Annotated in this window: 24 protein-coding genes; 12 read left to right on the top strand and 12 right to left on the bottom strand. The window is 53.7% G+C overall.

The features are described from left to right. Positions 1 to 158 precede the first annotated feature (158 nt). On the top strand, positions 159 to 1,571 hold the full coding sequence (locus tag PsAD5_RS21100) for an MATE family efflux transporter (protein WP_063293538.1): 1,413 nt from the start codon (positions 159 to 161) through the stop codon (positions 1,569 to 1,571). Between the two features lie 9 nt (positions 1,572 to 1,580). Here the strand turns inward: PsAD5_RS21100 and PsAD5_RS21095 are convergent, their stop codons facing one another. Further along, a complete protein-coding gene (locus PsAD5_RS21095; protein WP_063287741.1) occupies positions 1,581 to 2,420 on the bottom strand; it encodes a helix-turn-helix domain-containing protein in 840 nt (279 codons plus the stop codon). 126 nt (positions 2,421 to 2,546) lie between these two features. On the opposite strand from PsAD5_RS21095, the gene PsAD5_RS21090 reads away from it, so the two are divergent. Then, entirely contained in the window at positions 2,547 to 2,783 is a 237-nt protein-coding gene (locus tag PsAD5_RS21090) for a DUF2061 domain-containing protein (protein WP_063287708.1), read from the top strand. Between the two features lie 16 nt (positions 2,784 to 2,799). On the opposite strand, the gene PsAD5_RS21085 is transcribed toward PsAD5_RS21090, so the two are convergent. The 3 genes from PsAD5_RS21085 to PsAD5_RS21075 form a co-directional block, all read right to left on the bottom strand. Further along, a complete protein-coding gene (locus PsAD5_RS21085) occupies positions 2,800 to 3,210 on the bottom strand; it encodes an NUDIX hydrolase (protein WP_063293537.1) in 411 nt (136 codons plus the stop codon). A gap of 72 nt (positions 3,211 to 3,282) precedes the next feature. Beyond that, on the bottom strand, positions 3,283 to 3,921 hold the full coding sequence (gene prfH, locus PsAD5_RS21080; RefSeq protein ID WP_063293536.1) for a peptide chain release factor H: 639 nt from the start codon (positions 3,919 to 3,921) through the stop codon (positions 3,283 to 3,285). Further along, the gene (locus tag PsAD5_RS21075; RefSeq protein ID WP_084406019.1) at positions 3,918 to 5,075 is read right to left on the bottom strand and encodes an RNA ligase RtcB family protein; all 1,158 of its coding nucleotides are present in this window, start codon (positions 5,073 to 5,075) and stop codon (positions 3,918 to 3,920) included. The genes prfH and PsAD5_RS21075 overlap by 4 nt, the downstream gene beginning before the upstream one ends. Before the next feature lie 287 nt (positions 5,076 to 5,362). On the opposite strand from PsAD5_RS21075, the gene PsAD5_RS21070 reads away from it, so the two are divergent. Continuing rightward, on the top strand, positions 5,363 to 6,397 hold the full coding sequence (locus PsAD5_RS21070; RefSeq protein ID WP_063293535.1) for an NAD-dependent epimerase/dehydratase family protein: 1,035 nt from the start codon (positions 5,363 to 5,365) through the stop codon (positions 6,395 to 6,397). Positions 6,398 to 6,401: 4 nt separating this feature from the next. Here PsAD5_RS21070 and PsAD5_RS21065 read toward each other — a convergent pair whose 3' ends face one another. Then, positions 6,402 to 7,517 (bottom strand): NAD(P)/FAD-dependent oxidoreductase, encoded by a 1,116-nt coding sequence (locus tag PsAD5_RS21065; protein ID WP_063293534.1) that lies wholly within the window; start codon positions 7,515 to 7,517, stop codon positions 6,402 to 6,404. A 123-nt stretch (positions 7,518 to 7,640) separates the two neighbouring features. Here PsAD5_RS21065 and PsAD5_RS21060 point away from each other — a divergent pair, with 123 nt between their 5' ends. From PsAD5_RS21060 to PsAD5_RS21025, 8 genes are all read left to right on the top strand, one after another. Then, complete coding sequence (locus PsAD5_RS21060) at positions 7,641 to 8,084, top strand: MarR family winged helix-turn-helix transcriptional regulator (RefSeq protein ID WP_063287703.1); 444 nt, start codon at positions 7,641 to 7,643, stop codon at positions 8,082 to 8,084. Between the two features lie 92 nt (positions 8,085 to 8,176). Then, positions 8,177 to 8,566 carry a hypothetical protein gene (locus tag PsAD5_RS21055; protein ID WP_153039884.1) on the top strand — a complete coding sequence of 130 codons (390 nt, stop codon included), beginning with the start codon at positions 8,177 to 8,179 and terminating at the stop codon, positions 8,564 to 8,566. Between the two features lie 396 nt (positions 8,567 to 8,962). Next, positions 8,963 to 10,465 carry an NCS1 family transporter gene (locus tag PsAD5_RS21050; RefSeq protein WP_082831028.1) on the top strand — a complete coding sequence of 501 codons (1,503 nt, stop codon included), beginning with the start codon at positions 8,963 to 8,965 and terminating at the stop codon, positions 10,463 to 10,465. Positions 10,466 to 10,576: 111 nt separating this feature from the next. Then, positions 10,577 to 11,107 (top strand): GNAT family N-acetyltransferase, encoded by a 531-nt coding sequence (locus PsAD5_RS21045; protein WP_063293533.1) that lies wholly within the window; start codon positions 10,577 to 10,579, stop codon positions 11,105 to 11,107. Between the two features lie 104 nt (positions 11,108 to 11,211). Beyond that, complete coding sequence (locus tag PsAD5_RS21040; RefSeq protein WP_063293532.1) at positions 11,212 to 11,727, top strand: YgjV family protein; 516 nt, start codon at positions 11,212 to 11,214, stop codon at positions 11,725 to 11,727. 130 nt (positions 11,728 to 11,857) lie between these two features. Continuing rightward, the gene (locus tag PsAD5_RS21035) at positions 11,858 to 12,979 is read left to right on the top strand and encodes a type III polyketide synthase (protein ID WP_084406024.1); all 1,122 of its coding nucleotides are present in this window, start codon (positions 11,858 to 11,860) and stop codon (positions 12,977 to 12,979) included. Beyond that, entirely contained in the window at positions 12,972 to 13,472 is a 501-nt protein-coding gene (locus PsAD5_RS21030; protein WP_057461081.1) for an isoprenylcysteine carboxyl methyltransferase family protein, read from the top strand. Before PsAD5_RS21035 ends, PsAD5_RS21030 begins: the two co-directional genes overlap by 8 nt. 136 nt (positions 13,473 to 13,608) lie before the next feature. Further along, the gene (locus PsAD5_RS21025) at positions 13,609 to 15,126 is read left to right on the top strand and encodes an aldehyde dehydrogenase (NADP(+)) (RefSeq protein WP_063293530.1); all 1,518 of its coding nucleotides are present in this window, start codon (positions 13,609 to 13,611) and stop codon (positions 15,124 to 15,126) included. Between the two features lie 188 nt (positions 15,127 to 15,314). Here the strand turns inward: PsAD5_RS21025 and PsAD5_RS21020 are convergent, their stop codons facing one another. The 7 genes from PsAD5_RS21020 to PsAD5_RS20990 are packed head-to-tail and all read right to left on the bottom strand — an operon-like array spanning position 15,315 to position 23,470. Then, positions 15,315 to 16,418, bottom strand: a complete 1,104-nt coding sequence (locus tag PsAD5_RS21020; protein ID WP_063293529.1) for an ABC transporter ATP-binding protein — start codon at positions 16,416 to 16,418, stop codon at positions 15,315 to 15,317. A gap of 10 nt (positions 16,419 to 16,428) precedes the next feature. After that, entirely contained in the window at positions 16,429 to 17,298 is an 870-nt protein-coding gene (locus tag PsAD5_RS21015) for an endonuclease/exonuclease/phosphatase family protein (RefSeq protein ID WP_063293528.1), read from the bottom strand. Continuing rightward, a complete protein-coding gene (locus tag PsAD5_RS21010) occupies positions 17,285 to 18,319 on the bottom strand; it encodes a LacI family DNA-binding transcriptional regulator (RefSeq protein WP_063293527.1) in 1,035 nt (344 codons plus the stop codon). Before PsAD5_RS21010 ends, PsAD5_RS21015 begins: the two co-directional genes overlap by 14 nt. A gap of 11 nt (positions 18,320 to 18,330) precedes the next feature. Next, a complete protein-coding gene (locus PsAD5_RS21005; protein ID WP_063293526.1) occupies positions 18,331 to 20,427 on the bottom strand; it encodes an alpha-amylase family protein in 2,097 nt (698 codons plus the stop codon). A gap of 3 nt (positions 20,428 to 20,430) precedes the next feature. Next, entirely contained in the window at positions 20,431 to 21,252 is an 822-nt protein-coding gene (locus PsAD5_RS21000) for a carbohydrate ABC transporter permease (protein WP_063293525.1), read from the bottom strand. Then, the gene (locus tag PsAD5_RS20995; protein WP_063293524.1) at positions 21,249 to 22,202 is read right to left on the bottom strand and encodes a carbohydrate ABC transporter permease; all 954 of its coding nucleotides are present in this window, start codon (positions 22,200 to 22,202) and stop codon (positions 21,249 to 21,251) included. Before PsAD5_RS20995 ends, PsAD5_RS21000 begins: the two co-directional genes overlap by 4 nt. Further along, entirely contained in the window at positions 22,199 to 23,470 is a 1,272-nt protein-coding gene (locus tag PsAD5_RS20990; RefSeq protein WP_063293523.1) for an ABC transporter substrate-binding protein, read from the bottom strand. Before PsAD5_RS20990 ends, PsAD5_RS20995 begins: the two co-directional genes overlap by 4 nt. Before the next feature lie 1,008 nt (positions 23,471 to 24,478). Here PsAD5_RS20990 and hmgA point away from each other — a divergent pair. After that, the gene (gene hmgA / locus PsAD5_RS20980; RefSeq protein ID WP_063293521.1) at positions 24,479 to 25,843 is read left to right on the top strand and encodes a homogentisate 1,2-dioxygenase; all 1,365 of its coding nucleotides are present in this window, start codon (positions 24,479 to 24,481) and stop codon (positions 25,841 to 25,843) included. Positions 25,844 to 25,898: the final 55 nt, after the last annotated feature.

The raw sequence follows: 25,898 nt of genomic DNA, 5'->3' as shown, positions 1-25,898 counted from the left end.
AAACGTAGCGGCCTACACCGTTTGTGGCGGAGCAGCAACACATACTCTCATTCATGTGTATAGCCATGTGCATTGCGTAAAAGTGTATCTACAACTAGAAAGAGCTATATATACTGGCTACGATTTTTAGTTTTATTTCCGTAAGGTACATTTCTTAGTTGCTTAGATTTCCGCTGTTCCATCATGAACTGACGCGGGTTCTGCGCATTTCAGGTCCTTTGATGCTGGCCATGTCCGGCAGAACTCTGATGATGATCGTAGACCGACTGTGTCTCGCCGCCTATTCCGAACAGACCCTCACGGCCTCTGGCCCGGCGGTCTTCATGGGCATGTCTGCAATCTCCTTCTTCTCCGGCGTTACCCAGATTGGCCGATCAGTCATTGCAGAAGCTTATGCCCGCAGCGGAATAGAAGCGGCACACAAGATGGGTGGCAGACTGTTCGCCGTCGCAATCCTGTGCGTATTGGGCCTCATCCTCACACTGCCTTTACTGATGAACCTGTCGCAGTTCAGCTCCCGACCGGGTGAAATCATTGCACTGGAGAATATTTATCTCAGTTGGGCCATGCTGTTTGGGTCCATCATGATCCTTGACGGCGCAGCGAGTTGCTATTTTGGCGCTGTTGGAAACACACGCCTCATTTTTAAGGCCAGTATTGCAGGCCAGTTGGTGTCCATGCCCATGACCTATGTTCTGGTGTTCGGGCTCTATGGATTTCCCGAGCTTGGCATGGCGGGTTCCGCCATCGGCACAGTGCTTGGGTCCCTCGCTGTGTTGGTTGTCTACCTCACTCAAACACCTCGCGCCCTGCGGGTTGCAGCGTTGAATGAGGCGAAGGCCTTGATCAGTAAATCACGCCGGGCTTTTGAGATGATTGCGCTCTTCAAACGTGGTGTTCCTCTGGGCGCACATGACAGTACGGATGAGATTGGCAACACCGCCATCATCTGGGCTGTGTCCATGGTGGGGGCCACCGCACTGGCGGCCAACAACTTCAACGTCATTCTCAATTATGTCGGCATCATTCCGGTGATCGGCATTGCCAATGGCGCGACGATCCTGTCCTCACAAGCCATTGGCCGCAATCAGTTTGAACGTATTCCTAAAATTGCCAGCGCCTCCCTGTTCGTGGCGTTTTCCTACGTGGCAGTCGTGACGGTGCTGTTGCAGAGCTTTGATCGGGAGATCACCTCTCTGTTCTCGCTTGGCAATTATGGGCAGGACATTTTCGAGCTGTCAGTCTCCGTCACCTCACACATCTGGTATTATGCGGTGGCTTTTGCTGTTTCCTTCATCGCCAGCGGCATGTTGCAGAGCTTTCACCAAAACACATATGTTTTCAAAACCCGCATCCTCACCATGTGGTTTGGCAGCGTCCCGGCCTCCTATCTGATTGCTTACAACTGGAGCATTGAGGAGGGTGCGCTTCAACTCATCTGGATCTCCCTGAGCACATTCGAGCTGGGGCTCGGCCTGCTGTTCACAGTCAAGATCTTTTCTTGCCTGAAAGAGCACAACCTGCCCGAGCCTGCGTGGGAGACCGAAATTGAGAGAACCGAAGTGACTTGAACCGCAGATCTATGCGATCAGGGTCTCCACATAATCTGCGACATCTCTGGCATCCACGGAGGCCTCGCGGACAAGCCAGTCGAAATGATCAGTGAGCGAGCTGACCCTTTCCGCTTCACGAAAAGCCAGATAGCACTGCCCCACATAGACCACCGCCAGATTTGGTCCGAAGATGGTGATCGGTGCGCTGAAGACTTTGTGCGCATCAAAGAGAAACAGACGCAAGCGGGGGAACATTTGGCGGCAGGTATCCGCCACAAATTTCAGCTGCTCAACCCGCGTTTCTTTATTCAGATGCGCATAATAGCCAATGCCTTGCGCGCAGGCTTGTATCTCATGAAGCGGGATGGCGATTTCATAATCAGACTGGCGCGAGCGCAGCCAGTCCAGCTGTCCGCTGATAGACCCAACCACCTCTTCAGGGTCCAACCCGCGAAACGAGGCATACTCCCACGCCAGCATACGGTCTGTCTTTAAAATGTCAGGCAGTGTGGCTGGCACATGGCGCACTTTCAGTCCGGTTGCTTCCTTGTGCCAGTTGAGGATTTGCTCATCAACGGAGGATCGCTCCGCCGGGCTCAAGGCCATTGCAGCTGCAATGATATCACCCGGACGTTCTGGCCTGTTGGTGAGCCCCAACAACCAATCCGCACTCACCCTGAGCGAGGCTGCCAGATCGGCCAGCAACTGGCTGTTGGGCAACCGCGGATTTTCATTGTTCAGTAACTGACCAACGGTAGAGCGATCAACACCCGCATTGCGAGCCAGTTGGCTGCGCGTCACATCGGCCTCTGCCATCGCTTCAAACAACCTGTTTCGAAACAAAGTCGCTCTGTCGCGTTTGTCCATCAAAATCACCATTGCAGATTATAATCAACAAAATGAATTTATTGCAGCTAATTTACCAAATGTCCAATCTGCATTTTCTCCGGTAGCAACGAGAGTAGGAATTACATTCTTACCTGGACATCTTATATGGACACTGCATCACGCATTTTTACAAAATCAGTTACCTGGCAAGTCATGGGGCTTTTCTCTATGACGTTGATCGGATTTGTTTTTACGGGCTCCGTCACGCTCGGCGGCGGCATTGCTATCGTCAGCTCCATCCTCGGCTTCATCTTCTATTTCCTGCATGAGATGGTTTGGTCCAACATCCAGTGGGGCCGCAAAATCACCGAGACAAACGCACAGCAGGATACCCAGAACTGACTTCACTGAGCTGTCCTCACAGCTCTCCTCTTTCTCTCAGCACGTCAAAGACTTCCCGATACTCAGGAAATGCAAGGTCAGGCAGGCTGACAGCTTCCTCAAAACCCACCCACCGCAGTTCGGTATGCTCATCACCAAGGTTCTCAGCTTCACCCAGCCATTGGGTCACAGTGAACAGGTGAAAAACAATTGCGTCCTGCGGATCGTCAGCTTGTGTTATGAATTCGGTGATTTTTGCAAAGGCTTCTGCCTGAATGCCAGTTTCCTCTTTCAGTTCACGCAAAAGAGCCGCCTCCAGTTTCTCCCCGGCTTCAACATGACCGCCGGGGAAACTCCAGACATTCGGGGAATTCTGCCGTGCTGGCGACCGGAAGCCCATGAGAACACATTTGCTCTGCAGCAGCAGCCCATTCACAATATCAGTCATTATCGGATTTCCCCCAAGGCGAATCTGAGCCACGAAGTGCCAGTTTAAAGAGGCACTCCGTGGTTGTTCAAATCAGATTTCCTTAAAGCGTGCACCTTTAAAGCAACGCACAGGATTTCCGCGTTCCAGTTCGTGATGGAGTTGTCGCTGTGTTTTCCGCAGGCGGTCCTCCTCTGTCACAGAAAGACCCGCAAGTTTTTCCTGCAAGCGCTGCACAGCGAGTTGCTTGTTGCGGTGTTGTGAGCGTTCATCCCGAGCCACGACAGTGAGACCAGTCGGCACGTGGGTCGCACGCACCGCGCTTTCGGTCTTGTTTTGATGTTGGCCACCCGGCCCACCAACGCGCAACGTCTCAAACCGAAGCTCATCTGGTTTCAGCTCACTGCGTTCCTCTGAGAGGGGCGGCAACTCAAACACACCAATGAACCAGTTCTGGCGTTTGTGGTTGGGGCGAAACGGGCTCTGGCATGTCCACTTGATTGTGCCATGCCACGACTTGGCGAAGGCCTCGTTGCCGCTGCCTGAGAGCGTGACTGCAACAGACGCTACATCAGCAGACATACCGGAGATCTCAGGATCACACACTATGGAAAGCCCAAGCTTTTTCGCCTCTTTTTCCATGGCACCAAGTGTATGCCGAATGGCGAGCCTGCATTCCGCAGGTCCGTCACCGGATGTTATCAGCAAGCGCAAAGATGCATTCTTTTTCATCGTTTGCCCCTCCGCTCATCCGCACCACGTGCCGTCTTGAACGTGACGACAGGTGTCATCACTCCAACACATGTGGCAAGCTGTGCTTCAACCAACTGATTGAGCACATCCTCAGAGTTTTTGTAGGCCTGCGGAGCTTCTTCCACGAGGAGCTGTTTATCCTCACAGACAACGCGCCCGCCGTAAGACGTGCGCGCTAAAGCATTGCGAACAGACTTCTGCTTTGCGATACGCCCATGCATGGACGCGCGGTCATATTTGCGCCCTGCTCCATGTGCCAGTGAGGACAGTGCCTCTGGATTATTGCCGGTTGGTTTCAGCAAAAAGCTCTTTGCATCGCGAGAGCCCGCCAGCGGGACCAGATCCACATCGGCTTTGGCTGCTCCTTTGCGGTGAAGGAATGCATCACCATACGGTTCAATGAGGTTATGGCTGCTGTCCACCACCAGCTCCACATCGCAGCGCAGAGCAGCAGCTGCCCGCTCTGCGATCACTTTGCGGTTCAGGCTTGCCCATCGCACAGCAAGGGCATGCCACTTGAGATAAGCGTGAGTGCGCTCCTCCCCACTTGGCATCCCTTCCGGGCCGAGTGCTGCATATTCATCAAAGATGCTGGCTCCCAAGGAGCGGGAACCGGAATGCACGAAGAGCAGTACGTCGCCTTTTGAAATACCAGCTCTCGAGGCAAGGTCCGGATCCGGCGTCTCTGCCAGAACCTGCACCTCGCAGAAATGATTGCCCCCGCCGATTGTGCCGATGGCATTGGGAGACAGATCCTCTGGCAAACCAGCAGATCGCAGATGCGCCTGTCCCTCTTCCAGATCAGAATAATCCTGAAGCATACGCAAACGGTCCGCCAGTTTTTGCGGTTTTAGTTTGTGAGCACTGAGGGAGGTGCGAAACACGGTCATGCCGCAGCCAATGTCATTGCCGATCATGTGCGGATGCACGCGATCAGACAGGATAGCGACACCGACCGGACCGGGGTGAAGATCAGGAAACGCGGCGATCTGTTTGACGCCTTCAAGCTCAGCGAGTTTGTTAAGTTGGACTTCTGCATCCCCAAGGATCCAGGCAGAAGTCCCATAGAATTTATGGATTGGCGCAGGCGCACAGGCAGCGCGGGTCGCGCAATCCAAGCGTAAATTGCCCATAAGAATGGCCTATAGTTCTTGAAAGTATTTCCGAGCAATGGCTCGAAAGAAGATCCTAAAGGCCGCTAGCGCTGGCTCTAAGAAGGATCAGTGCCCTTTTAAGGGCGAAACGCGGAAAGACATGGTTCGCTCCAAACTGTGCTGCGCACCAATTGCTGCAGCTGAGGGCTGGGGAAATAGCAGAGGGAAGCCGCAACGTCAATGTGGCTATCCTCGTCAATCCGAGCACCGTGGCTGGACAACCACATCAGTACGTCTAGGGTACTTTACAAACAGGGGGGACTGTCATGCGGGTTTTGGTTGTTGGAGGCACCGGTTTTCTAGGCGGCGCGATAACGGATGCGCTTGTCAGTGCAGGCCATCAGGTTGCCGTGCTGGTGCGCGGTAGTACCAAACGATCGTTACCAGAGGGCGTTGAAGCAATCACAGCTGATCGGTACGGTGATCTTAGCGCTTTGAAACAACATACGTTTGACTGGGTCTTTGACACCTGCGCCTTCTCACCTGATGCCGTGCGCAGCTTGCTTGGTGCGCTTGGAGACCAACTGCAGCGCTATATGTTCATCTCCTCCATTTCAGCCTACGGCACATTTGCAAAACCTCGTTTGAATGAACAAGACCCTGTGCCCGCTGCGACTGAGGATGATCTGGCTGTTGCTCAGGGCCTTTCACCTGCAGAGCGCAGTTCAGCGGCTTCTTACGGCGCGTCTTATGGTGCCCTCAAACGGGCATGTGAGCTTGCTGCAGAAGAAGTACTTGGTGAGCGGGCAACCTCCTTGCGTGTGGGCCTGCTGGTTGGCGCTGGAGATTACACGGATCGGCTGACCTGGTGGGTCCGCCGTATTGACCAGGCCACACCGCAAGACCCTGCGGTCCCAGCTCCGGCTCCGGCCTCAAGACAGGTGCAGATGATTGACGTGCGGGATGTGGCTGATTTCGCGCTGGCCTGTGCGCAGACCAAACGCGGAGGCATTTGGAATGTCACCAGCCCTCCGCTTCAACTTAGTTATGTCCTGCAGGCCATCATATCAGAAGCGAACTCCTCTGCTCGCCTGCACTGGGTGGAGGAAGAGCATGTTATTGATGCTGGCATTCAGCCGTGGACCGATCTGCCCGTCATGATGCCCTCCCTTCCAGACTTCGCGCACTTCATGAACGTGGACACCACCCGTGCGCAGGCAGCCGGTTTAACCTGTCGCCCACTGAACGAAACACTCGACCCGTTGCTGGCCTGGGACCGTACCCGGCGCGATACAGCTCTCAAATGCGGTTTGACAGCTGATCAGGAAGCAGCTCTGCTCAAGCAGCACACCACAAGCTGAGCGTCTACGCCTTGGCAGCAGCACCGAGCGCTTTGCGGTACATGGGCACCAGCATGGTTTTTGCCTTTGCCATGCGCGTGAACCAGCTGGCTTTCACTGTACCAATTGGCGGCACATCAGAAACACCGGTTTGACTGCCAAGGGTGACGACCATCATGTTATCGTTGGTTTTCTGCTTGTAGTTCTTCAACTTGGCCTGCGGGTTCTTCTGAATTTGCAACACGTTATGGGCCACAGTCTTCACATGACCGCGCACATACAGCGCCTTCTTCACTTCATCAATCCCGGCGATGTCACCAAGCACAAAGACGCTGCTTTTGCCCTTCATCTGGAACGTGTCTTCAACCGCAATATAGCCGCGTGTATCAAGCAGATGAGCAAGATCCTGCTGCATGTAATCCGTGTTCGGCTTGCCGCCTACACACCATATAATCAGGTCGTAATCTACCACCTCGCCGCTAGAGAGCTTGGCTTGCCCGGCTTCAGCCTTCAGTGAGCTGGATGGCGCAGGTGAAAGCACGCGTTCGCCTAGCATGAACGTCACCCCGCGCTGCTGCAGCACTTTCACGGCATGGTTTGCCGTCTTGCGGGAGGTGCCTTTGAGGACTTCACCGCTGGATTCCACCAGAACAACCGATTTTTGCGGGAACCGCTCGATAATCTCACCCGCCATCTCAACGCCAACAGGGCCACCGCCAACAAGCAAGATTTTCTGCGCAGCTTCAATCGCACTATGGGTCGACTTGAACGCAGCGTGTCGCTCCTTCGTTGAGCCAGAGGTCGGGCGGATCAGCTCTGAGGGAAACCGGCTACCAGTTGCCAGAATGGAGATATCAGCCTCCAACGTATGCTCAGCACCATCAACACCGATGACGTGCCCGACTTCACCAGTAAACCGCTCCAGCTTGCCGTGAATGAAGTCCACGCCCTTCAAAAACGAATGAAATGGCATAACCGCCTGATGCGCATAGTCTGGCTGCACCGCCACACGGGGCATGGCCATTGGCACCTCAAAATAATCAAGCGAGCTGACGAGCTTCACATTGGCATGCTTTGAAAGCTGGGTTGCAAGGGTCGCTCCGGCGATTCCACCGCCATAAATCACAACTGACTTGGACATGTCTTTACTCCGTTCTGTTGCGCTTTATATACTACAATGATTTAATAGTTCAATATTATAAATATTACTTTTTTAAAGCAAACCTGATATGACGCCACCTGCAGATTTGAGGACGTGAATGAAATGAAAGACTTACCGGCAAGCATGCTTGTGCTTTTCCAGTTTCAGGAAATTTTGGGACGCATCCATAAATCCTACTCGGAATACGCTGATAAGCTCACACCGACAGAAACCAATATGCTGCTGCATCTGGGCGAACCGGTGCGCATGGGCAAGCTCGCAGACCTGTTGTTCTGCCTGCCCTCCAACGTGACTGTGCTGGTTGATAAGTTCGAGAAACTCGGTTTGCTGCAGCGTCAACGTTCCGCAGAAGATCGCCGCGCAATCGAGGTCGCACTGACGAGCAAAGGTCAGGCGCTCCGCACTCAGACCATCAAACACATTTCAAAGGTCATTGAAGAGCAATCCGGTCTTGAGCAGGAAGATTTTGAAAAGATTTTCGACGTGCTGAAGCAAAAGTCCATGATTGACGGTTCTTGTGGAGCCTGCCCTTCAGCGGAGAGTTAAGATTTAGCCTGCCATCTCGTCCGCTTCACAAAACCTTTCTGTCTGCGTCTCCTGAATGCCCAAGGTTGGGCCAATAAGAACAGGAGAACCAAATGAAGCTTTCACGAATGATTCTGAGCGCGTTTCTCGCCTCAACAATGGTAGTTTCTGGCGCGCAAGCGGCGGTCTACATTGGAGACAAACTAGCGACGGCGGAGCAACTGGCTTCTAAATCCTCCGACAGCGATAAAACCACGATCGCAGAAACGCTTTCCAATTCCGTTCAAGAGTCTATCACGAACGGCTACAACTCCATCGGCAACACAGACCTGGAGATCACCAAGGGCTGGCACAAAGGCGGCAACTTGCCATTCGACAGTACGTTTGAGCACGTCACGGTCCAAGTCTACAAAAATAATGAGTATGTTAAAACCTGCCATGCCTACTCTTTTCAAACTAAACTGGATGGTCCGTATCAGGCCAGTTGCGTAAAACCAAAGTAAGTTATCCATCTGACAGCGTGTCTCTATTCCTGTTGAGGTTTAGGGGCACGTCCCACAAGAATTACATCAATCAATACTTTTACCAGTTGATCAAAAAACTTAGTTTTGAAGTTTTATTCGCACCTGATAAATATTTTCACGCTAATACTTTTGCGAAAATCTAGTAAAATTTGCTCTGACCTACTTGCGCAATACATATTTTCAGGTTAGTTAGCCGACTTTAGCAGAACAATCTCATCAGGCTGTATTCAGCCTCGCAGTGCATGTAGTGCAACTACCGGCAAACGGTAGTGTTATTTCTACTTCTTGCTGTGAGCGCTGCTTTTGCACGCGCATACTTGCGCCCTGCTAAGGTTTACTGTCTCAAATAAGTTAATATACATCAGGATCTAGAACATGGCACAAACCCAAGTTATGGATGAGACTTCACGCGGCCAATCCCGCCTCATGGAGCCAGCCATCCTTCCCGTCTGGCTTAATCAACGTGCCATCTCCAACCGTGGTTACATTGGACTTTGGATCTCGATGGCGGTGATCATCGCAACCTTCCAGCTGGGTGCTGGCGGTGTGGCGGGTCTCCCTCTCCCAATCGTTATTGCAACAATCTTCTTCGCCAACCTGCTGCTTGGCATCGTCATGGCTATGACCGCCGACATCGGCACCGAGCACGGCATTTCCTTTGCAGTTTACCTCCGCGCCCCGTTTGGCACTGTGGGCACGCACATTCCCTCCATCACACGTGGTGTAGTCGCGGCCATCTGGTTCGGCATTCAAACCTACCTCGGTGCGCTGGCGCTAAACGGCATCTTCTCTTACCTCACTGGGTTCGATAACTGGGTGGTCTGGTACATCGGGTTTGCCGTGCTGCAGGTGGCCAACACCGCCATGGGCATTCGCGCTGTTGAGCGTCTTGCGAAAATCGCCGCGCCAGCCATCATGGCAATCTCTGTTTGGATGTACTTCACGCTTGATAACCTTGCCACAGCAAGCGGAAAAGACATCTGGTCCTTTGCTGGTGATGCAGAAATCTCCATCGTTGCCCTCTTCGTTGCCAACATGGCCTTCTGGTCCTCGCTGGCGGTGGACATTCCAAACATCACGCGCTTCCTGCATGTTGAAGCTGGCACCAAGAGCTTCTTCAAGCGCAACAAGAACGTGTTTCTGGCGCAGTTCGTCGCCCTGCCAGTCGTACAGAGCTGGATCGCGCTGATCGGCGCAGTGTCCTTCATCGCAGCTGGTGACTGGAACCCGATCACCGTTATTCAAGGTCAGGGCACTGGCATCACGCTGGTGGTTCTGCTGGTCATGGTGGTGCTGGCGCAGTGGTCCACCAACACAAGCGCCAACCTCATCCCGGCAGCACTGACCTTCGTGAACGCTGGCGCTCCATGGATCACTTACGCCATGGGTCTGGTTCTGGCGGCCATCGTGGGCACGCTGGCGATGCCTTGGCTGATCCTTGATCACCTCTTCACATACCTTGGCCTTTACGGCGCCATGCTGGCAGCGCTGGGTGGCATCATGATCTGCGATTACTTTGTGATTCGCAAACGCCGCCTCAATGTGCCAGAGCTTTATGAGGAAGACGGCCAGTTCAAGTACATCGCGGGCTGCAACCCAGCTGGTCTGATTGCCTGGGCTGTGGGTGGTGCATTGGCGATCTACGTGATCGACCTCTCCTACTTCGTCGGCTTCTTCTCCGCCTTTGCGCTCTACTGGGTGCTGATGAAGGCGTGGATCCTGCCGAAGTTCAAGCAGGATGAACTGGTGCACGCAGATGATGAGAAGTATCTGGCAACCAGCGTCAACCGCAACTGGGTTTATCTAGATGGTCAGGGCATGGTGAAAATGGATTGCGCCAGCATTCCGGACCACGCACTTTCTCGCGAAGATCTTTAGACGCTGCTGAAGCTTACAAATGAGAACCCCTTGCGCCTACCCGCGTGAGGGGTTTTCTCTTTTGAGATTACCCGTTAATGTTCAGGGGTCATTTTCAAAAGTGCATGTTTTATGAATACACCTACACAGCTTGCCACCCCACCCGTTTCCCTTCATGAAATCTGTGAGGCCGATGCGCTCGAAGTCCTGGAGTTTGAAAGCAGCAACAGCACTTTCTTTGAAAAATGGGTGCCCGCTCGCGGGCCTGAGCACTTTGAGGAAGTGTCGCTCCGACAGGTTATCAAAGACCTGATGGCTGATCCTGACAGGTTTTACCTGGTCCGCTCTGGCAGCAGCGAGCTGGTGGGCCGCATCAACCTGCGCAGATTGGACAAAGAGCCTCTGGACACTGTTGAGCTGGGCTACAGAGTTGGCGAAGACCATCTGGGCAAAGGCTATGCCAAAGCCGCTGTTCTTACCGTTGTGGAGCAAATGCGGGCTGATGGCGCGATGAAGCATCTGGAGGCCTTTGCAGCAGACAACAACCCTGCCTCCTCCAACGTGCTATTGGCCTGTGGCTTCCGCTGGGACAAAACGGGCACCAAAACCGTGCAGCTTAACGGCAACCCATTGACGTTGCACCGCTTTGCTCTGACGCTCTGAGATTGGACTTATCCAGCCCGTAGTATCTCTGACCCGCGCAATTACAGACGATCTGAGCGCTAACTACGCCTACACTCCTCTTCCAATAAGAAAGAAAACGGAAGATGGATCCACTCGTCATACAGGGTTTTGGGCTGGCGGCCTATGCCGTCAACATAGTTGGCTTTTCCACCAGACATGATCAACTGTTTCGCAGCCTGCTTTTTGTCAGCTGCTCCCTGTTCTGCATCCATTATGTGCTGATGGGCGCTTATGTTGCAGGCGCAAACCTCGGCATCAATGGTGTTCGATCCTTCGTTTCTCTGCGTTTTAAGGGCTACACATGGTTTGGCATCTTTGCCGTCATCCAAACCATAATGAGTGTGATGGTGTATGAAGGGCTCATCGACCTGTTACCGTGGTCCGCCTCTCTCATGAGCGGTTTTGCGCTGTTTTGCCTGAGTGGAATCCAGATGCGCTTCGCCATGCTCATCTGTGCTCTTACATGGATGGTCAACGCCCTGATCGTTGGCTCCTGGGGCGGATCGCTGAACGATATCACCAACGCCACCCTGCTTGCTTTCACAATTTATCGTATGAAAACCGCAAATGAACGGGAGGCCCAAACCGCTTCCCTCTGACATTCCATAGCACTCAATCTCACCCCACCAAAACAACCCCAAAAAACGCCGGATTTTCAGCGGCTTGGTCAAGGCCTATAAAGTTGATGATGCATTATCTGGCAACAATGAAAGCAGGGTTGGAGAGCCGATGCCCGTTTACCTGACCGGCCTTGCGACAGCGGTGCCGCCCTATGAATTGCCCCAGACGCTGGTGTTGGACTACGCCCGCCGGATCCTCGGGCCAAAGTTCTCACAGTTTGAGCGCATGGCTGGCACCTTCCTGTCTGCTGGCGTGAAGAGACGTTATTCCTTCGCCCCGTTGGAGTGGTTTCTGGAACCGCAAGACTGGAAAACCCGAAATGAAACCTACATGCGCGGTGCAACGGATCTGTTTATTGTTGCCGCCCGCAAAGCGCTGATTAAAGCAGGTCTGCGCGCAGATGAAATCGACTGCGTGGTGACAGTGTCCTCAACCGGCATTGCAACACCAACGCTGGAAGCTCAGGCCTGGAAACAGATGGGCTTTCGCACTGACATCCTGCGTGTGCCCGTGTTTGGTCTTGGTTGTGCAGGCGGGGTTTCCGGCATTTCCATCGCGCAGCAACTGGCCCAGGCGAAACCGGGCAGCAACGTGCTCGTGGTCGCGTTGGAGGGCTGCACGCTTTCCTTCCGCAGTGACCGGCTCACGAAGGCGGATATCATCGCCACGGTTCTGTTTGGCGACGGTGCAGCTGCTGCCTGCCTTTCCACCAGCAAGCCCGAGAGTTCAAAACAGTTGTTTGTACTGGGCACGGGTCATCAGGAGATGTGGCCGGACACACTCAACATTATGGGTTGGAATGTGGAAGAGCATGGCCTTGGCGTTGTATTTGACCGGTCTATTCCCGATTTCGCAACCGAGCATTTTCGTGATGTCACCGAACGCAGCCTGAATGCACTCACTATGGACATGGATGGTGTTGATCGTTTCGTCTGCCATCCGGGCGGCGCGAAAGTGGTTCAGGCGCTGGAAGGTGCGCTGGATCTACCTGCCAACACACTGGATGTAGAGCGTGAAATCCTACAGGAATTCGGCAACATGTCCGCCCCGACCGCCCTGTTTGTGCTGGAACGGGTTCTGGAGCGCTCCCCACAAGGTAACATGGTCTTATGCGCACTTGGCCCTGGCTTCACAGCTTCTTTCCAGCCAGTGTCCGTTGTTGCCAATGAGGCAAGTGGGCGCTGGGAGACCACCGGTTTCCAAAGACCAGAGGGGGTGATCAATGCCTGAGGCGTCCTTGCCTGCCGTAATCTTTCTGGCATTCATCGTCATTCAGCGTCTGTCTGAGCTCGTCATTGCCCGCAGCAACACAAGACGCTTGCTGGCTGATGGAGCCTATGAGGTTGGCGCCTCGCATTATCCACTGATCGTCAGCGTGCATGTGGCGTGGATCATCGCACTCGTTGTGCTGGGCTACGACAAACCAGTCTCCATGCCGTGGTTGCTGGTCTTTGTGGTGCTGCAGGTGTTCCGCCTCTGGATATTGCTGAGCATGGGTCGCCGCTGGACCACCCGCATTATTGTGGCCAAAACCCCGCTGGTGACGAAGGGACCGTTTGCGTTTGTGCGTCATCCCAACTACTTGCTGGTGGCTCTGGAGATTTTCACCGCCCCTATGGTCCTCGGCCTGTTTCCAATCGCCTTCCTGTTCTCAGGCTTTAACGGCGCTCTTCTTGCCCTGCGAATTCGCGTGGAAGATGAGGCCCTTACGGAGTTGCGATAGAAAAGACCTTTGCACAATATGAAGTTATTGGCTTGAACCTGATAGCAGATAGTGATATATCACCGTCAAATTTAGGCTGTGGGCTGCACAACAAGATTGTAGCGCCTGCCAGATAACTTCATGTGCCGAGGAAACGATGCTAACAGGTTGCCATCTCATTGCCGGAGAATGGGTCGATAACGCCCAGAAATTCCAGTCATCCCCGTTCTCGGGCCCTGCTAAAAGCTATGCATGCGGCACTGGCGAACTGGTTGATCGCGCCGTAAAGGCCGCCGAAGACGCCTTCATGACCTTCGGCTGGACCACCCGCGCAGAACGCGCCAAATTCCTGCGCTCGGTCGCGGACGAGATTGACGCGCGCGGTGCAGAAATCACGGAAGTTGGCTGCGCAGAAACCGGCCTGCCGGAAATGCGCCTCAACGGTGAGCGTGGCCGGACTGTTGGCCAGCTGCGTCTGTTCGCCGACCATATTGAGAAGGGCGAGTATCTGGACCTCACTCACGATGAAGCCATGCCAGACCGCGCACCTCTGCCGCGTCCTGACTTGCGTTTGAGCCAGCGTCCGGTTGGTCCGATTGCCGTGTTCGGCGCCTCCAACTTCCCGCTCGCGTTCTCCACCGCAGGCGGCGACACCGCCTCTGCGCTGGCTGCTGGGTGTCCGGTGGTTGTGAAGGGGCATGAAGCTCATCCGGGTACTGCTGAGATCGTGGCACAAGCCATTGATGCAGCGATCAAATCCTGCGGCATGCATCCAGGCGTGTTCTCACTGGTGCAAGGCGGCAGTCGTGAGGTTGGTACGGCGCTGGTGCAGCATCCACTCATCAAAGCTGTTGGCTTCACTGGTTCCCTTGGCGGTGGCCGTGCGCTGTTTGATCTGTGTGCTTCCCGCCCTGAGCCGATCCCGTTCTTCGGCGAGCTGGGCTCCATCAATCCAAACTTCATCTTCCCGAACGCGCTGGCCAACCGCAGCGACGCGATTGCGGCGGGTTGGGCTGGCTCCCTGTGCATGGGCGCTGGCCAGTTCTGCACCAATCCGGGCGTGGTTCTGCTGGTGGAAGGGGCTCAGGCAGATGCCTTCATCGCAAAAGCTCAGGAAGCTCTGGGCGATACCGGCGAGCAGCCAATGCTGACCGATGGCATCGCAGCTGTTTACCGCACTGGTGCAGAGAAGATTGCAGGTGAAGCGGGTGTTGAGGAGCTGGTGGGCACCGCCTGCGCTACGCGCGGAGCCAAGCCGTATATGTTCGTGACAGACGCTGAAAACTGGCTTGCAAACAAAGAGTTGCAGGAAGAAGTGTTCGGTCCGCTCGGTATCGTCGTCAAGCTGAAGAGCATCGAGCAAATGCAGGATGTGGCGCGCACCATTGAAGGTCAGCTGACCTGCACCATCCACATTGATGCAGCAGACCATGCAGAAGCCCGCAAGCTGATGCCATTGCTGGAGCGCAAGGCAGGCCGTGTGCTGGCCAATGGGTTCCCGACTGGCGTGGAAGTGTGCGATGCCATGGTTCACGGTGGACCTTACCCAGCCTCCACAAACTTCGGCGCAACTTCAGTTGGCACCATGGCGATCCGCCGCTTCCTGCGTCCAGTTTGTTATCAGGATATGCCGCTTGAGCTGGTTCCGGGTTTTGAAATGGAAGAAATGGCGTAAGCCAGCCTCCCTATAGGCTAAAAAAGCAAACGTACTCCTGAAAACCGGAGCCACTTTTCGGGAGTACGCGATAACAGCAAAAGCCCTGAGCACATCCGCTCAGGGCTTTTCTTTGTTTACGTCAATCTGATCGATCAAGCGCGTCTCTCGAGGAGGTATCAAGTCCTCGGGAGACGCCCCAAAAGTTCTTAAGCGGCCAGATTGCGCAGGCTTTCACCATCAAACACATGGCATTTATCAAGCGCCATGTTGAAGCTCAGCGTTTCCCCAGCATGCACTGTGCGCGGATTATACATGATGGACTGAACCGGAGAGCCTGCCAGCTCCGTAAACAAAGTTGCCTCTGAGCCCAGATCTTCTGAAAGCAACACAGGCAGCTGCAATTGCGCGATTTCGCCCGCTGTTGGCAACGCATTGCCTTCTGGCGATATATCCTCTGGCCGCACACCCAGCTTCACTGCTTTGCCTGCTTCCAATGTGTTACGCAGGCGCGCCGGAGCGCTCAGCTCGCTGCCATCGCCCAGTTTCAGCACAGGGTTACCATTGCTGCTGGCGACATGCGCGTCGATCAGGTTCATCGGCGGAGAACCAATGAAGGTCGCCACAAAGGTGTTGTTCGGCTTTTCAAAGACCTCGCGCGGGCTGCCCACTTGTTCAATGATGCCATCACGCATGATCACGATGCGGTCCGCCAATGTCATGGCTTCCACCTGATCGTGGGTGACGTAGATGATGGTGTTGCCCACGCGCTGGTGCAGTTTCTTGATCTCAATGCGCATCTGGGTGCGCAGCTTGGCATCCAGATTGGAGAGCGGCTCATCAAAGAGATACACATCCGGATGGCGAACAATCGCACGGCCCATGGCAACACGCTGGCGCTGACCACCAGAAAGCTGCCCCGGTTTGCGCTTCAGGTAGGGTTCCAGCCCCAAAATAGCCGCCGCATCTGCCACACGCGTTTCGATCTCACTTGGTGATACGCCTGCAATCTTGAGCGAGAACCCAAGGTTTTTGGCAACAGTCATATGCGGGTAAAGCGCATAGTCCTGAAACACCATGGAGATGTTGCGCTGGCGCGGTGGCATGTCATTTACCACACGATCACCAATCACCAACTCCCCGCCAGAAATCGTTTCAAGGCCCGCGATCATCCGCAGTGTCGTGGATTTTCCGCAGCCGGACGGGCCAACGAAAACAACAAATTCCTTGTCTTTGATCTCCAGATCAATGCCATGAATGACCTTGGTTGGACCATAAGACTTCTCGAGATTCTTCAGAGTAACTTGTGCCATACTTTCCCCCTCAGGCGTCTTTCAGTTCCAGCCAGACCGGCAGATGGTCAGAGCCCTTCGCCTCTTCATCAACCCGCATGCCCGTAATGCGATGCCGCAGAGAGGCGCTCACAAACAGGTGGTCAATGCGGCGGGTATCAAAGTGAGCGGTCTTGCCGCTTGTCTCTTCATTGCCCAGCCATACCCACGGGTCGACAAAACCATCGAGCGTTTGCACACGGCCACCTTCTTCTGATGGCGGACCAGTGAACACCTCATAGACAGGCGTGCCCGGCCCGTTGTTCATGTCACCCAGCAAAATGCAGTCGGTTGGCATGGTTGGCTGAGGTTCGTCATTGAGCCAATGGGCGTCGATACCCGGCCCACCACACCATGCCCCGCCCTCTGATGGAGCTATCCTGATGCGATCTCTCACAAACTTCGCCTGTACCAGTGCAAAGTCCGGCGACCAGTAAAACAGGTGGGTGTTGTAAACACGCAGTGGCCCACCCGGTGCGTCGATGACGGCCTCCAGAAGAGCGGCCTGAATGGCGTGACGGGTGATGGAGCCCATCTTGGGCAGAGGATAGGTGCGGGTAGAAATGATCGGGTATTTAGAAAGGATCATTTCCCCATGCTGACGGCGACGGTTGACCAGCTTGCCGTTTTCATCGTGAAACGAGGCGTCCATATCAAGCCCCGGACCGTAGACCCAGCGATATCCACCCAGCAGATCTGCCAGTTCAGCAGCCTGATCCACATTGCCATTTCGTTTCCAGAAGCGGTCAACTTCCTGCAGGCCGATAATGTCGGCCCCTTCAAGTTCTCCTGCAATTCTTGCCAGATCGACTTTACCGTCGATACCGGTACCGTATTGAATGTTGTAGCTAACTATCTTCATGGGTTTTTCCGGAGGCTTTCCGAGCAACTCCTAAGGAGCCGCGCAGCTTGAGCGCGCAATTGACGCGAATATTGCGGGGGTGGTCAGGTGCTGTTCCATCCAGCCGGCTCAACACGATTTCCGTCAGATGACGGGCAATCTGCTCAATGGGCTGTTCAATGGCAGTGATGCCCGGAGGGATCAATCGGAACATGTCCGGGTCATCAAAGGTGACAAGATCAATATCTTTGCCCACCTGTTTGCCGTTGCTGGACAAGCAATCCAAACCACCAATGGTCATCAGGTAATTGGAGAAGAACACAGCACTTGGTGGATTTTCCATACCAAGGAACCTGTCCATGGCAGTGTATCCATCCAGCTGGCCCCAATTGCCAACGTAAACCAACTCCTCATCAACACTCAGGCCAGCTTGCTCATGGGCTTTTCTGTAGCCCTGCAACCGGTTTTGCCCTGTGCTTCCATTCAGGTCCCCTGTCACCACACCAATGCGGGTGTGGCCAAAGTCAATCATGCGGCTCACTGCGTCTTGCGCAGCTGCCTCATCATTCACCAGCACCTTATCCGTTTCCACGCCCGGCACATCGTTGTTGAAGATGATGACCGGTTGTTCTCCGCTCAACAGCTCCTGCACCTTCTCCGTCACCTCGTGGGTGCCGGACAAGATGATGGCATCGATGCGCCGCGAGGACGCTGATTCCAGCGCCTCGTTGATGGCATCCGCTTCATCGGAATGGTGAAAGGTTACAATGGAATACCCACGAGCACGCAGAGAACGCACCAGTTGGGTCAAAATCCCCGAGTTGAACTCGTCAAACTTGGGAACCAGATACCCGACTGTGTTGGTGCGCTCTGTTTTCATGGCGCGGGCAAGTGTATTGGCCCGGTATCCCAGATCGGCAATCGCTTGTTCGATCCGGGTCCGGTTGTCCTTCCTGATGCGTTGATCGTTCAGATAACGCGAGACTGTGCCGACAGCGACGCCTGCGGAATCTGCTACATCGAGGATGGTTGGTTTTTTCACTGCACTGCCCTTTATTCCGCAGCCACTGCGTCATCTGCCTGTGAGATGACGGCGGCCCCATGGATATGAAGGCTAGGAAAGACGATGTGCAGCTTTTTGTCGAGGCTGTCATACTGCCATGGCAGTGTTTTACCCGAATAAGCGCAGGTTACATCGGCAGGCTCCTCGTCCATTCGCACCCACGCCTTGGCTTCTTTCAACTCCGGCGCATCCTCGATGATCTCAACCGCACGGGTCTGACCATCATTATACGGCACACCACTGCCACGCAGTTGGGTTGGCGCATAAAGCACGTGCAGCACCTGCCGTTGCTCATCTGCCTGTTTCATCAAAGACATGCGGGTCGCCGATGGCAACTCGGTGCCAATCAGTTGACTTGGCATAAGACGGTTGATGAGCCCGCGCACCAGATACTTGTAAAGCGTCTGACCCGTTGCGCCATAAAGGCGGAACAGCGGGTATGCCACATATGCCACATTGCCCTTTTGCATGATCGCCGGACCGATTGGCTCTGCGTCCGGATCTTCCGGCGTGTGAAGGTGTGAGCAGAACTTGTCCCATGTGCGGTTGAAATAGGATGGACGAACATCAGCCAGCACATCACCATCTGTTGCGCGTAAGAGTGCCCCCTTCTCGTACATAACAACAGAAGCATCGACCAGATCCTCGTCCAGCTTTCCCCGACAGGACAGATAGCTCGGGTCGTACTCCATTGGTGTGTCAGACAGTTCTGCTCCGATGTCGAGGAGGTATCGCTTGCCCTCAACATCAAGGCCGGACTCGCCAGTCGCCAGAATGGCACCACCCGCGTCCGCAAACGCTTTCAGGCGAGCCGCAAGATCATCACTCAGGCGAATGCTGTCCGGTAAAATAATCAGCTTGTACTCATCAAAGCTGCTGGACGAGGAGATGAGATCAAACGGGATCTGCATTTCCAGCAACATACGGGCAGAGGCGGAATCGCTCGGCTCGCTGCGGTGCCCAAGATGGCTGCCAAGCTGGGAGACCTGCGCCTCGACAGAAAGGATCGCCACTTCGCGCTGATAGGTCGCGTTGCTGGCATACGGTTCCAGCGCTTTGACGCGGGAATAAGCCGGGCGGATCAGATCGTAGGTGGCAAAGTCCATATGCCCGTTCGGGTGTAACTGGTCGCCGATAGAACAGCGCGCACCCAGAGACACCATCAGACAGCACTCATAGGACAATGCATCAGCGCGCTTGAAACCGCCGAACTCACCCCAGTGCGTATGAAACCGTCCCGTCATACCAAGGAACGGCAGGTTCAATGTATCAGCGTACCGTGCTGAGACGGGAAAATGGTCATAACCCCAGCCACCGGTCGGCAGGCTCTCCAGCTCCAGATGACCGTAATATTGGTAGCGCTCATCCTGCCCTTTGTAGATGTGGCCAGAGTTGAAGAAAATTCGTGTATCCGGGAACTCGCCGTTGACCGCTTGCGAAAACCTTTCAAAAAACCGCAAAAGAACGCGTTTATCGTTGCTCTTGCGATCATCCGCCTTCAGCGGGTCCAAACCCTCTGATTTCATTGAGGAAAGGCAGGCGTTACAGGTACATTCCCAGGAGGCGAGGATGTCCATAAACAACGCAGGCGGATTATAACGAGCGCAAACTTCCAGAGCGATGTCGATCTGTCGCTGGATTGCACCTTCATGGTTCAGACAGATGGTGTGCCAGGTGGGCGTAAGTTGGTTCATCGCGGACGGCTCTGTGCCCGGATAATTGGCAGCTGTGTTTTGCGACTGCATCACACGCCATTCCGGGTGCTCACGCGCTGTCAGCTCATCCCATTGAACTGTCAGGTAAATCGGGGTCGCAATGTCGGCAGCATGACAGGCTGTGATCATATCCCCCAACAGGTCCGGGTTTTGCAGTTCCGGATGCGGCTTGCCCACATTGGTGGGGTAATAACTCCAGCCGTGATGACAGCGGGCGAACAGCGTGACGGAGTCCACCTCGCCATGCTTCAGTGTTTCAACAAACTGCGCCGGATCAAACTTGGACCCAATCCCCGGAATATGTTCGGAACTATGAAAATCCAGATGAATCTGGCGGTATCGGAAGTCTTTTACTTCTTTTTTATGGCACATGATTTAGCCCTTGGAACCACTGTTATTTTTGCCGTCAGCGGAGAAATACTTCTGGAAGAACAAGAAGATAGCGAGTGGAAGGATGGAGGTAATAATGGTCGCAACAGCGCGCTGATCCCAGTTGGGTTCATAGGCGCCAGAGATCGTGGAGAGCATCACCGGCAGCGTTGCATTTTCCCGCAGGAACAACATCGGTAGCAGAAGCGAGTTCCACGTCCACATAAACTGCAGAATGCCAACTGCTGCCATCGCCGTAATCGTGTTTGGTAACACGATAAAAAAGTAGGTCCGCAAATGCCCGCACCCATCCACCTGCGCCGCATCAATCAGCGACCGCGGGAAGTTGGAGAGGAAGTTTTTGACCAGCAAAACAGCCCAGGCAAACGACAGCCCAACGAACGGAATGACCACAGACCAGTAGGTATCAATGAGCCCAGTCTCTCGCCACAGCTTGAAGAGTGGGATGATAACCACCTGATTTGGAACAACAAATGCGTTCACAAGGATGAGCAGCAAGATCCGGCGAAACGGGAACTTGAGGTAGTGAAATGCATAGGCCGCAGCTGGTGCAAACAGAACTGGAAGGACGGTTGCAAAGCTGGCAACAGCCAGAGAGTTGAGAAACGCACGGCCAATCGGGTAGTTGACCCAAACTTCACGCCAGGCATCCAGCGTGAACGTAAACGGCTCGATCGTCCACCATCCGCTGGTGATTTCCCCTTCGGGGCGAATGGACATGGCGATGATGCCAACCAGCGGAATGATCCAGACAAGCGCCACGGACCCCAGCACATACACAGGCCATTTGGGAGTTTGAGTGATCATTTGCTCTCCGATGCCTTGTCCAGAATAAGTGGGATGGAACAGACGATAACCGCGAGCAGAAGCACCACCGTACTTGCAGCGCCATAGCCCTGCTTAAAGTAGATGACAGACTCCTGATACATGAAGTAACCCACTGTTTCCGTTGCTCTAATCGGACCTCCAGCAGTCAAAATATGGATCATATCAAACGCTTTGAGGCTGTTGAGCAAGTTGATGAAAATCGCAATGCGCACACCGGGAAGGCTAAGAGGCGCCATGATGTACCGCAGGATCTGGAAGTGAGAGGCACCATCCATATGAGCCGCTTCAAGCTGGCTTTTCGGGATCGCCTGAATAGCCGCGTAGCAGGTGAGCAATGGCAGTCCAGCTTGCGTCCAGACATAGGCAGCAACAACGCCCCAGATTGCGGTAGATGGTTCACCCAGCCATGGCGAGGCCCAGCCTTCCAGCCCAACAAGGCGCAGAATGCCGTTGAGGAGACCAAAATCCGGCTGCAAAATACCCAGCCACATCAAGCCACTAGCAGTCTCTGAAATGCCATAGGCTGCGAAGATTGCCACACGGAACGGCGCGGTCTGCTTGGGAGCCAGACCGGAAATCAACGCAACACTCCAGCCAATAGCAACGGAGATGCCCGTACACGCCAACGTCCAGGTGAGTGTCACACGCAAGGCATTCCAAAAGTTCGCATCACTGAACAGCTTGGTATAGTTAGAAAAACCCGCAGGTTTCGGCTGGCTCAACCCGGTCCAGTCCAGAAAACTCACACGGATCGTCTCGAATAACGGATAGAGCACGCCGATGCTGAAGAAGATCAATGTCGGCGCTAACAGAGCAAATGCAATCCAGTCAGCGCGGCGCAGGTTACCTCCGAAGAGCCGGGTGGCGAGGCCCGCAAAGGGCCCCGCCTGGGTCTGGGAGGTTAAGATAGACCCATGTTGTACACTCATTGATAAAGCTCACTCGCTTTTGCTTCGAGTGCTGCTGTGACACTATCAATGCTCGCATCGCTTGGGTCGCGAAGGAACTTTTGCAAGCTAATACGGAATTCACCGCTCAACTCAGCTGGCAAAAGGTCATCAAGAACAAAGAAAACATCGACGAGCGGCAAAATCTGAGCGTATTTGCGCACAATCGGATCATAGGACGAGGGATCCACATTTGCACTCGGGGTTGCAAGGTTCTGCGCCGCGATAATTGCAGAACCTTCCTTGCTCAGAACGAAGTCGATAAACAGTTCTGCCCCTTCCGGGTTCTTCGCTTGCTTCATCACAAGGAAGTTCTTGCCATCAACACTCATTGCATTGCCGTATTCCGGCTTGATCACCGGGAACTGCATGTATGAGTAGTCTTTGATCGGCGTCAGCCCATACTCATTCTTGGCGCGCTGGTTTGCCCAGGAGCCAATCAGCATGAAGCCTGCTTTTTTATTTTTCAACACGGCATCCGCAGCATCCGTCCAGTGAGAGCTAAGCATCGCTCCCGGCTCAGCACAGCAGTCAGCTTCCAGCATGTCACGCAGATTGCGGAAGGTTTCCTTCACCCGGTCATCGGTCCAGGCCACCTTGTGTTCAGACAGCTCTTTCGCAAATGCAGGGCCAGCCGTGCGCAGAAGAGCGTTTTCAAACCATTCGGTCTGCGCCCAGCTTCTCGCACCGATGGAAACAGGCAACATGCCGATTTCTTTCAGGGCACTGAAGGAACTCAGGAAGTCTTTCCACTGAGTAGGTTCACCCGCGATACCAGCTTTTGCCAGCGTATCTGGACGGTACCAGACGCCTGAACGGTTGCCCGCGATGAAGTAAGCGCCATAGGTTTTGCCGTCATGCTTCGCCAGATTACGCCAACTGTCATTCAACGCAGATGACCAGCCGTACTGCTCCCATGCAGCATCAATTGGGCTGATCAGGTTGGCGGCAACCAGTTCCTTCTCAAAGGAAGGCCATGTGTTGAGCAGCAGATCAAACTCTTCTCCAGACAACATCGCTGAACGAATGCCAGACCGCGGATCATCCCCACCTGCTGCCGGGTTGATGTCCTTGATCTCATAATCCGGATATTTAGCTGTGAAACCCTCTTCGAGTGCGATGATCAGATCACGCTCTGAACCACCCAACCAGTTGAAGATCACCAGCTCTTTTTCAGCTGCAAATGCGGTCCCCCCCGCAAATGTCATGGCGGCAATCGCAAGGGCGGATGCCGAATTCAATATTTTCATAACAAGCTCCCAAATATGAAACGTTGTCAACTTAGTTAGATTTCATGAGAGATGTCTAGAAAAATTTACGTATTTTTGATGAAGGATTAATACTAGCTACGTCGAATTAGCAAATTTTATAAGACGTTATTGCCATTTGTGGTGATCAAAATTTCTCATGCATAAATGTTGGATAAATGTACTTTTCGGCTAATTAGCCCTAGAATCTGACTCGTATTTTTGATGAAATTAGCAACTTAACCTAGCTTTAATTAGAAAGGTTTCAACTTTTTATTTTACTGGACAAATACCATCCGCACCTAAAATAAGATGCTCCGATTGCAGCCTTTTGGGCTGACGATCAGCTCAGTAATGATGAAAAGGAGATTGAATATAGACAGGCCTGAAACATCGCTATTTTCACATGAGTCACGGCAATTTACCTTGGCAAAGTGTTCTGCTACTGCCTGAAAGCTTTGAGAGGTGGAAGGCCCGTCTTCAGGCTGACAACCACGATGGCAAGCCCCCACTCACCAACGTTTTTACGCGCCCAACTCAACCTGAAAACGGACCTAAACGGAAGCATCGCCTCCTTTATCTGAAACAACCGGGAAACCCTGATCTCCAAAAAGCCGAAGCCGATCCAGCTGCAGGAGCCACACCCTTTGCATAAAAGCAGGCGATAAAAGGCACACCTGCCCCTTACGAGGTGAATGACATCCTGCTGTCAGCTCCATCAGACAAGCTGCCCGGTTGCTGGCTATCACCCTACTGCCACTGAGGATTTAGCCAATCCACGGATCATGGGTGCCGCAGTTTAAAGGGTCAGGATTGTTAGCAGGTAAATCAGTAAAGGCTCATGGCCCTGCCATTATCGTCACGTAGTTTTCAGGAGATGAATTACCTCCCTCAGATCGCGTTGATTGCGCCGATCCGGTTCTATGGTCTGATGCCTCCACCCAACCCAGGCCCAGAGATATTACGGCGCAGCCCTCTTTAAAACTCGTTGGTGACGTTTTGGAGTGAAACATGGAAAATCCGACAGATCAAAACACAGCAGCCACCCATGACAGTCGCTACGGAACCCAGCCAGGATATATGGTTGGGTTCGGAAATGATTTTGAGACCGAGGCTTTAAAAGGCGCACTGCCTCAGGGACGCAATTCTCCGCAGCGCGTTGAATACGGATTATATGCTGAGCAGCTCTCCGGTTCGCCCTTTACCGCCCCTCATGCAACGCTCGAACGATCCTGGCTTTACCGCATTCGCCCATCGGTTAAGCACTTGGGCCGTTTGCAGAAAGTCAATCATCCTTACTGGATGACCGCGCCTAACAAAATTCCAGATGTGGTCTCACTCGGTCAATACCGTTGGGATCCAACGCCCTTCCCTGAGGACCAAAACCTCACCTTCATTGATGGTATCCGCACCATGACGACAGCCGGAGACGTGGGCCTGCAAATGGGCATGGCCGCGCATGTGTATCTCGCCAATACAGACATGGAGGACGAGTACTTCTACAGCGCCGATGGAGAACTGCTGGTTGTGCCGCAGATCGGGCGATTAAAGATCGCAACCGAATTTGGCGTGATTGATCTTGAACCGCTTGAAATCTGTATTTTGCCACGTGGTATGGTGTTTAAAGTGAGCTTGCCTGACGGCCAAGCCAGAGGCTTCATCTGCGAGAATTATGGTGCCAAGTTTACCCTGCCCAACCGTGGGCCAATCGGCGCTAACTGCCTTGCAAACCCAAGAGATTTCAAGACACCAGTCGCGCAGTTTGAAGACATTGAACGCCCATGTCATGTAACTATAAAGTGGTGCGGCGAGTTCCACCGAACGACTATTGATCATTCACCGCTGGACGTGGTCGCATGGCACGGCAACTACGCCCCCTATAAATATGACTTACGCCACTTCGCTCCTTTAGGTGCCATCAGTTTTGACCACCCGGATCCATCAATCTTCACCGTCCTTACAGCTCCCACAGCAGAAGAAGGCACGGCCAACATCGACTTCGTGATTTTCCCACCTCGCTGGCTGCCTCAGGAAGACACCTTTCGCCCGCCCTGGTACCACAAGAACATCATGTCAGAGCTGATGGGCAATATTTACGGGCAATACGATGCTAAACCACATGGCTTTGTGCCCGGAGGCATCAGCCTTCACAATTGCATGCTACCCCATGGCCCGGATCACGAAGCTTTTGAGCAAGCCTCTCACAACAGCTGGGACCCCGTGAAGCTGAAAGACACCATGAGTTTTATGTTTGAAACTCGCTTTCCGCAGCAACTCACTGAGTTTGCAGGCAAAGAAGCTCCGCTACAGGACGATTATGTGGATTGCTGGTCTGGTTTAGAGCGCAAGTTTGATGGCACAGCTGGCCTAAAATAACGCTTTTTCATGAGCTCTGTCGGTTTTTCAGGGCTCAGGCTAAAAAATGACAGGT

Source organism: Pseudovibrio sp. Ad5 (assembly GCF_001623095.1).
In the GTDB taxonomy this organism is placed as follows: domain Bacteria; phylum Pseudomonadota; class Alphaproteobacteria; order Rhizobiales; family Stappiaceae; genus Pseudovibrio.
Note: the sequence above shows the minus strand (reverse complement) of the source record. Positions and strands in the feature narration are given on the sequence as shown.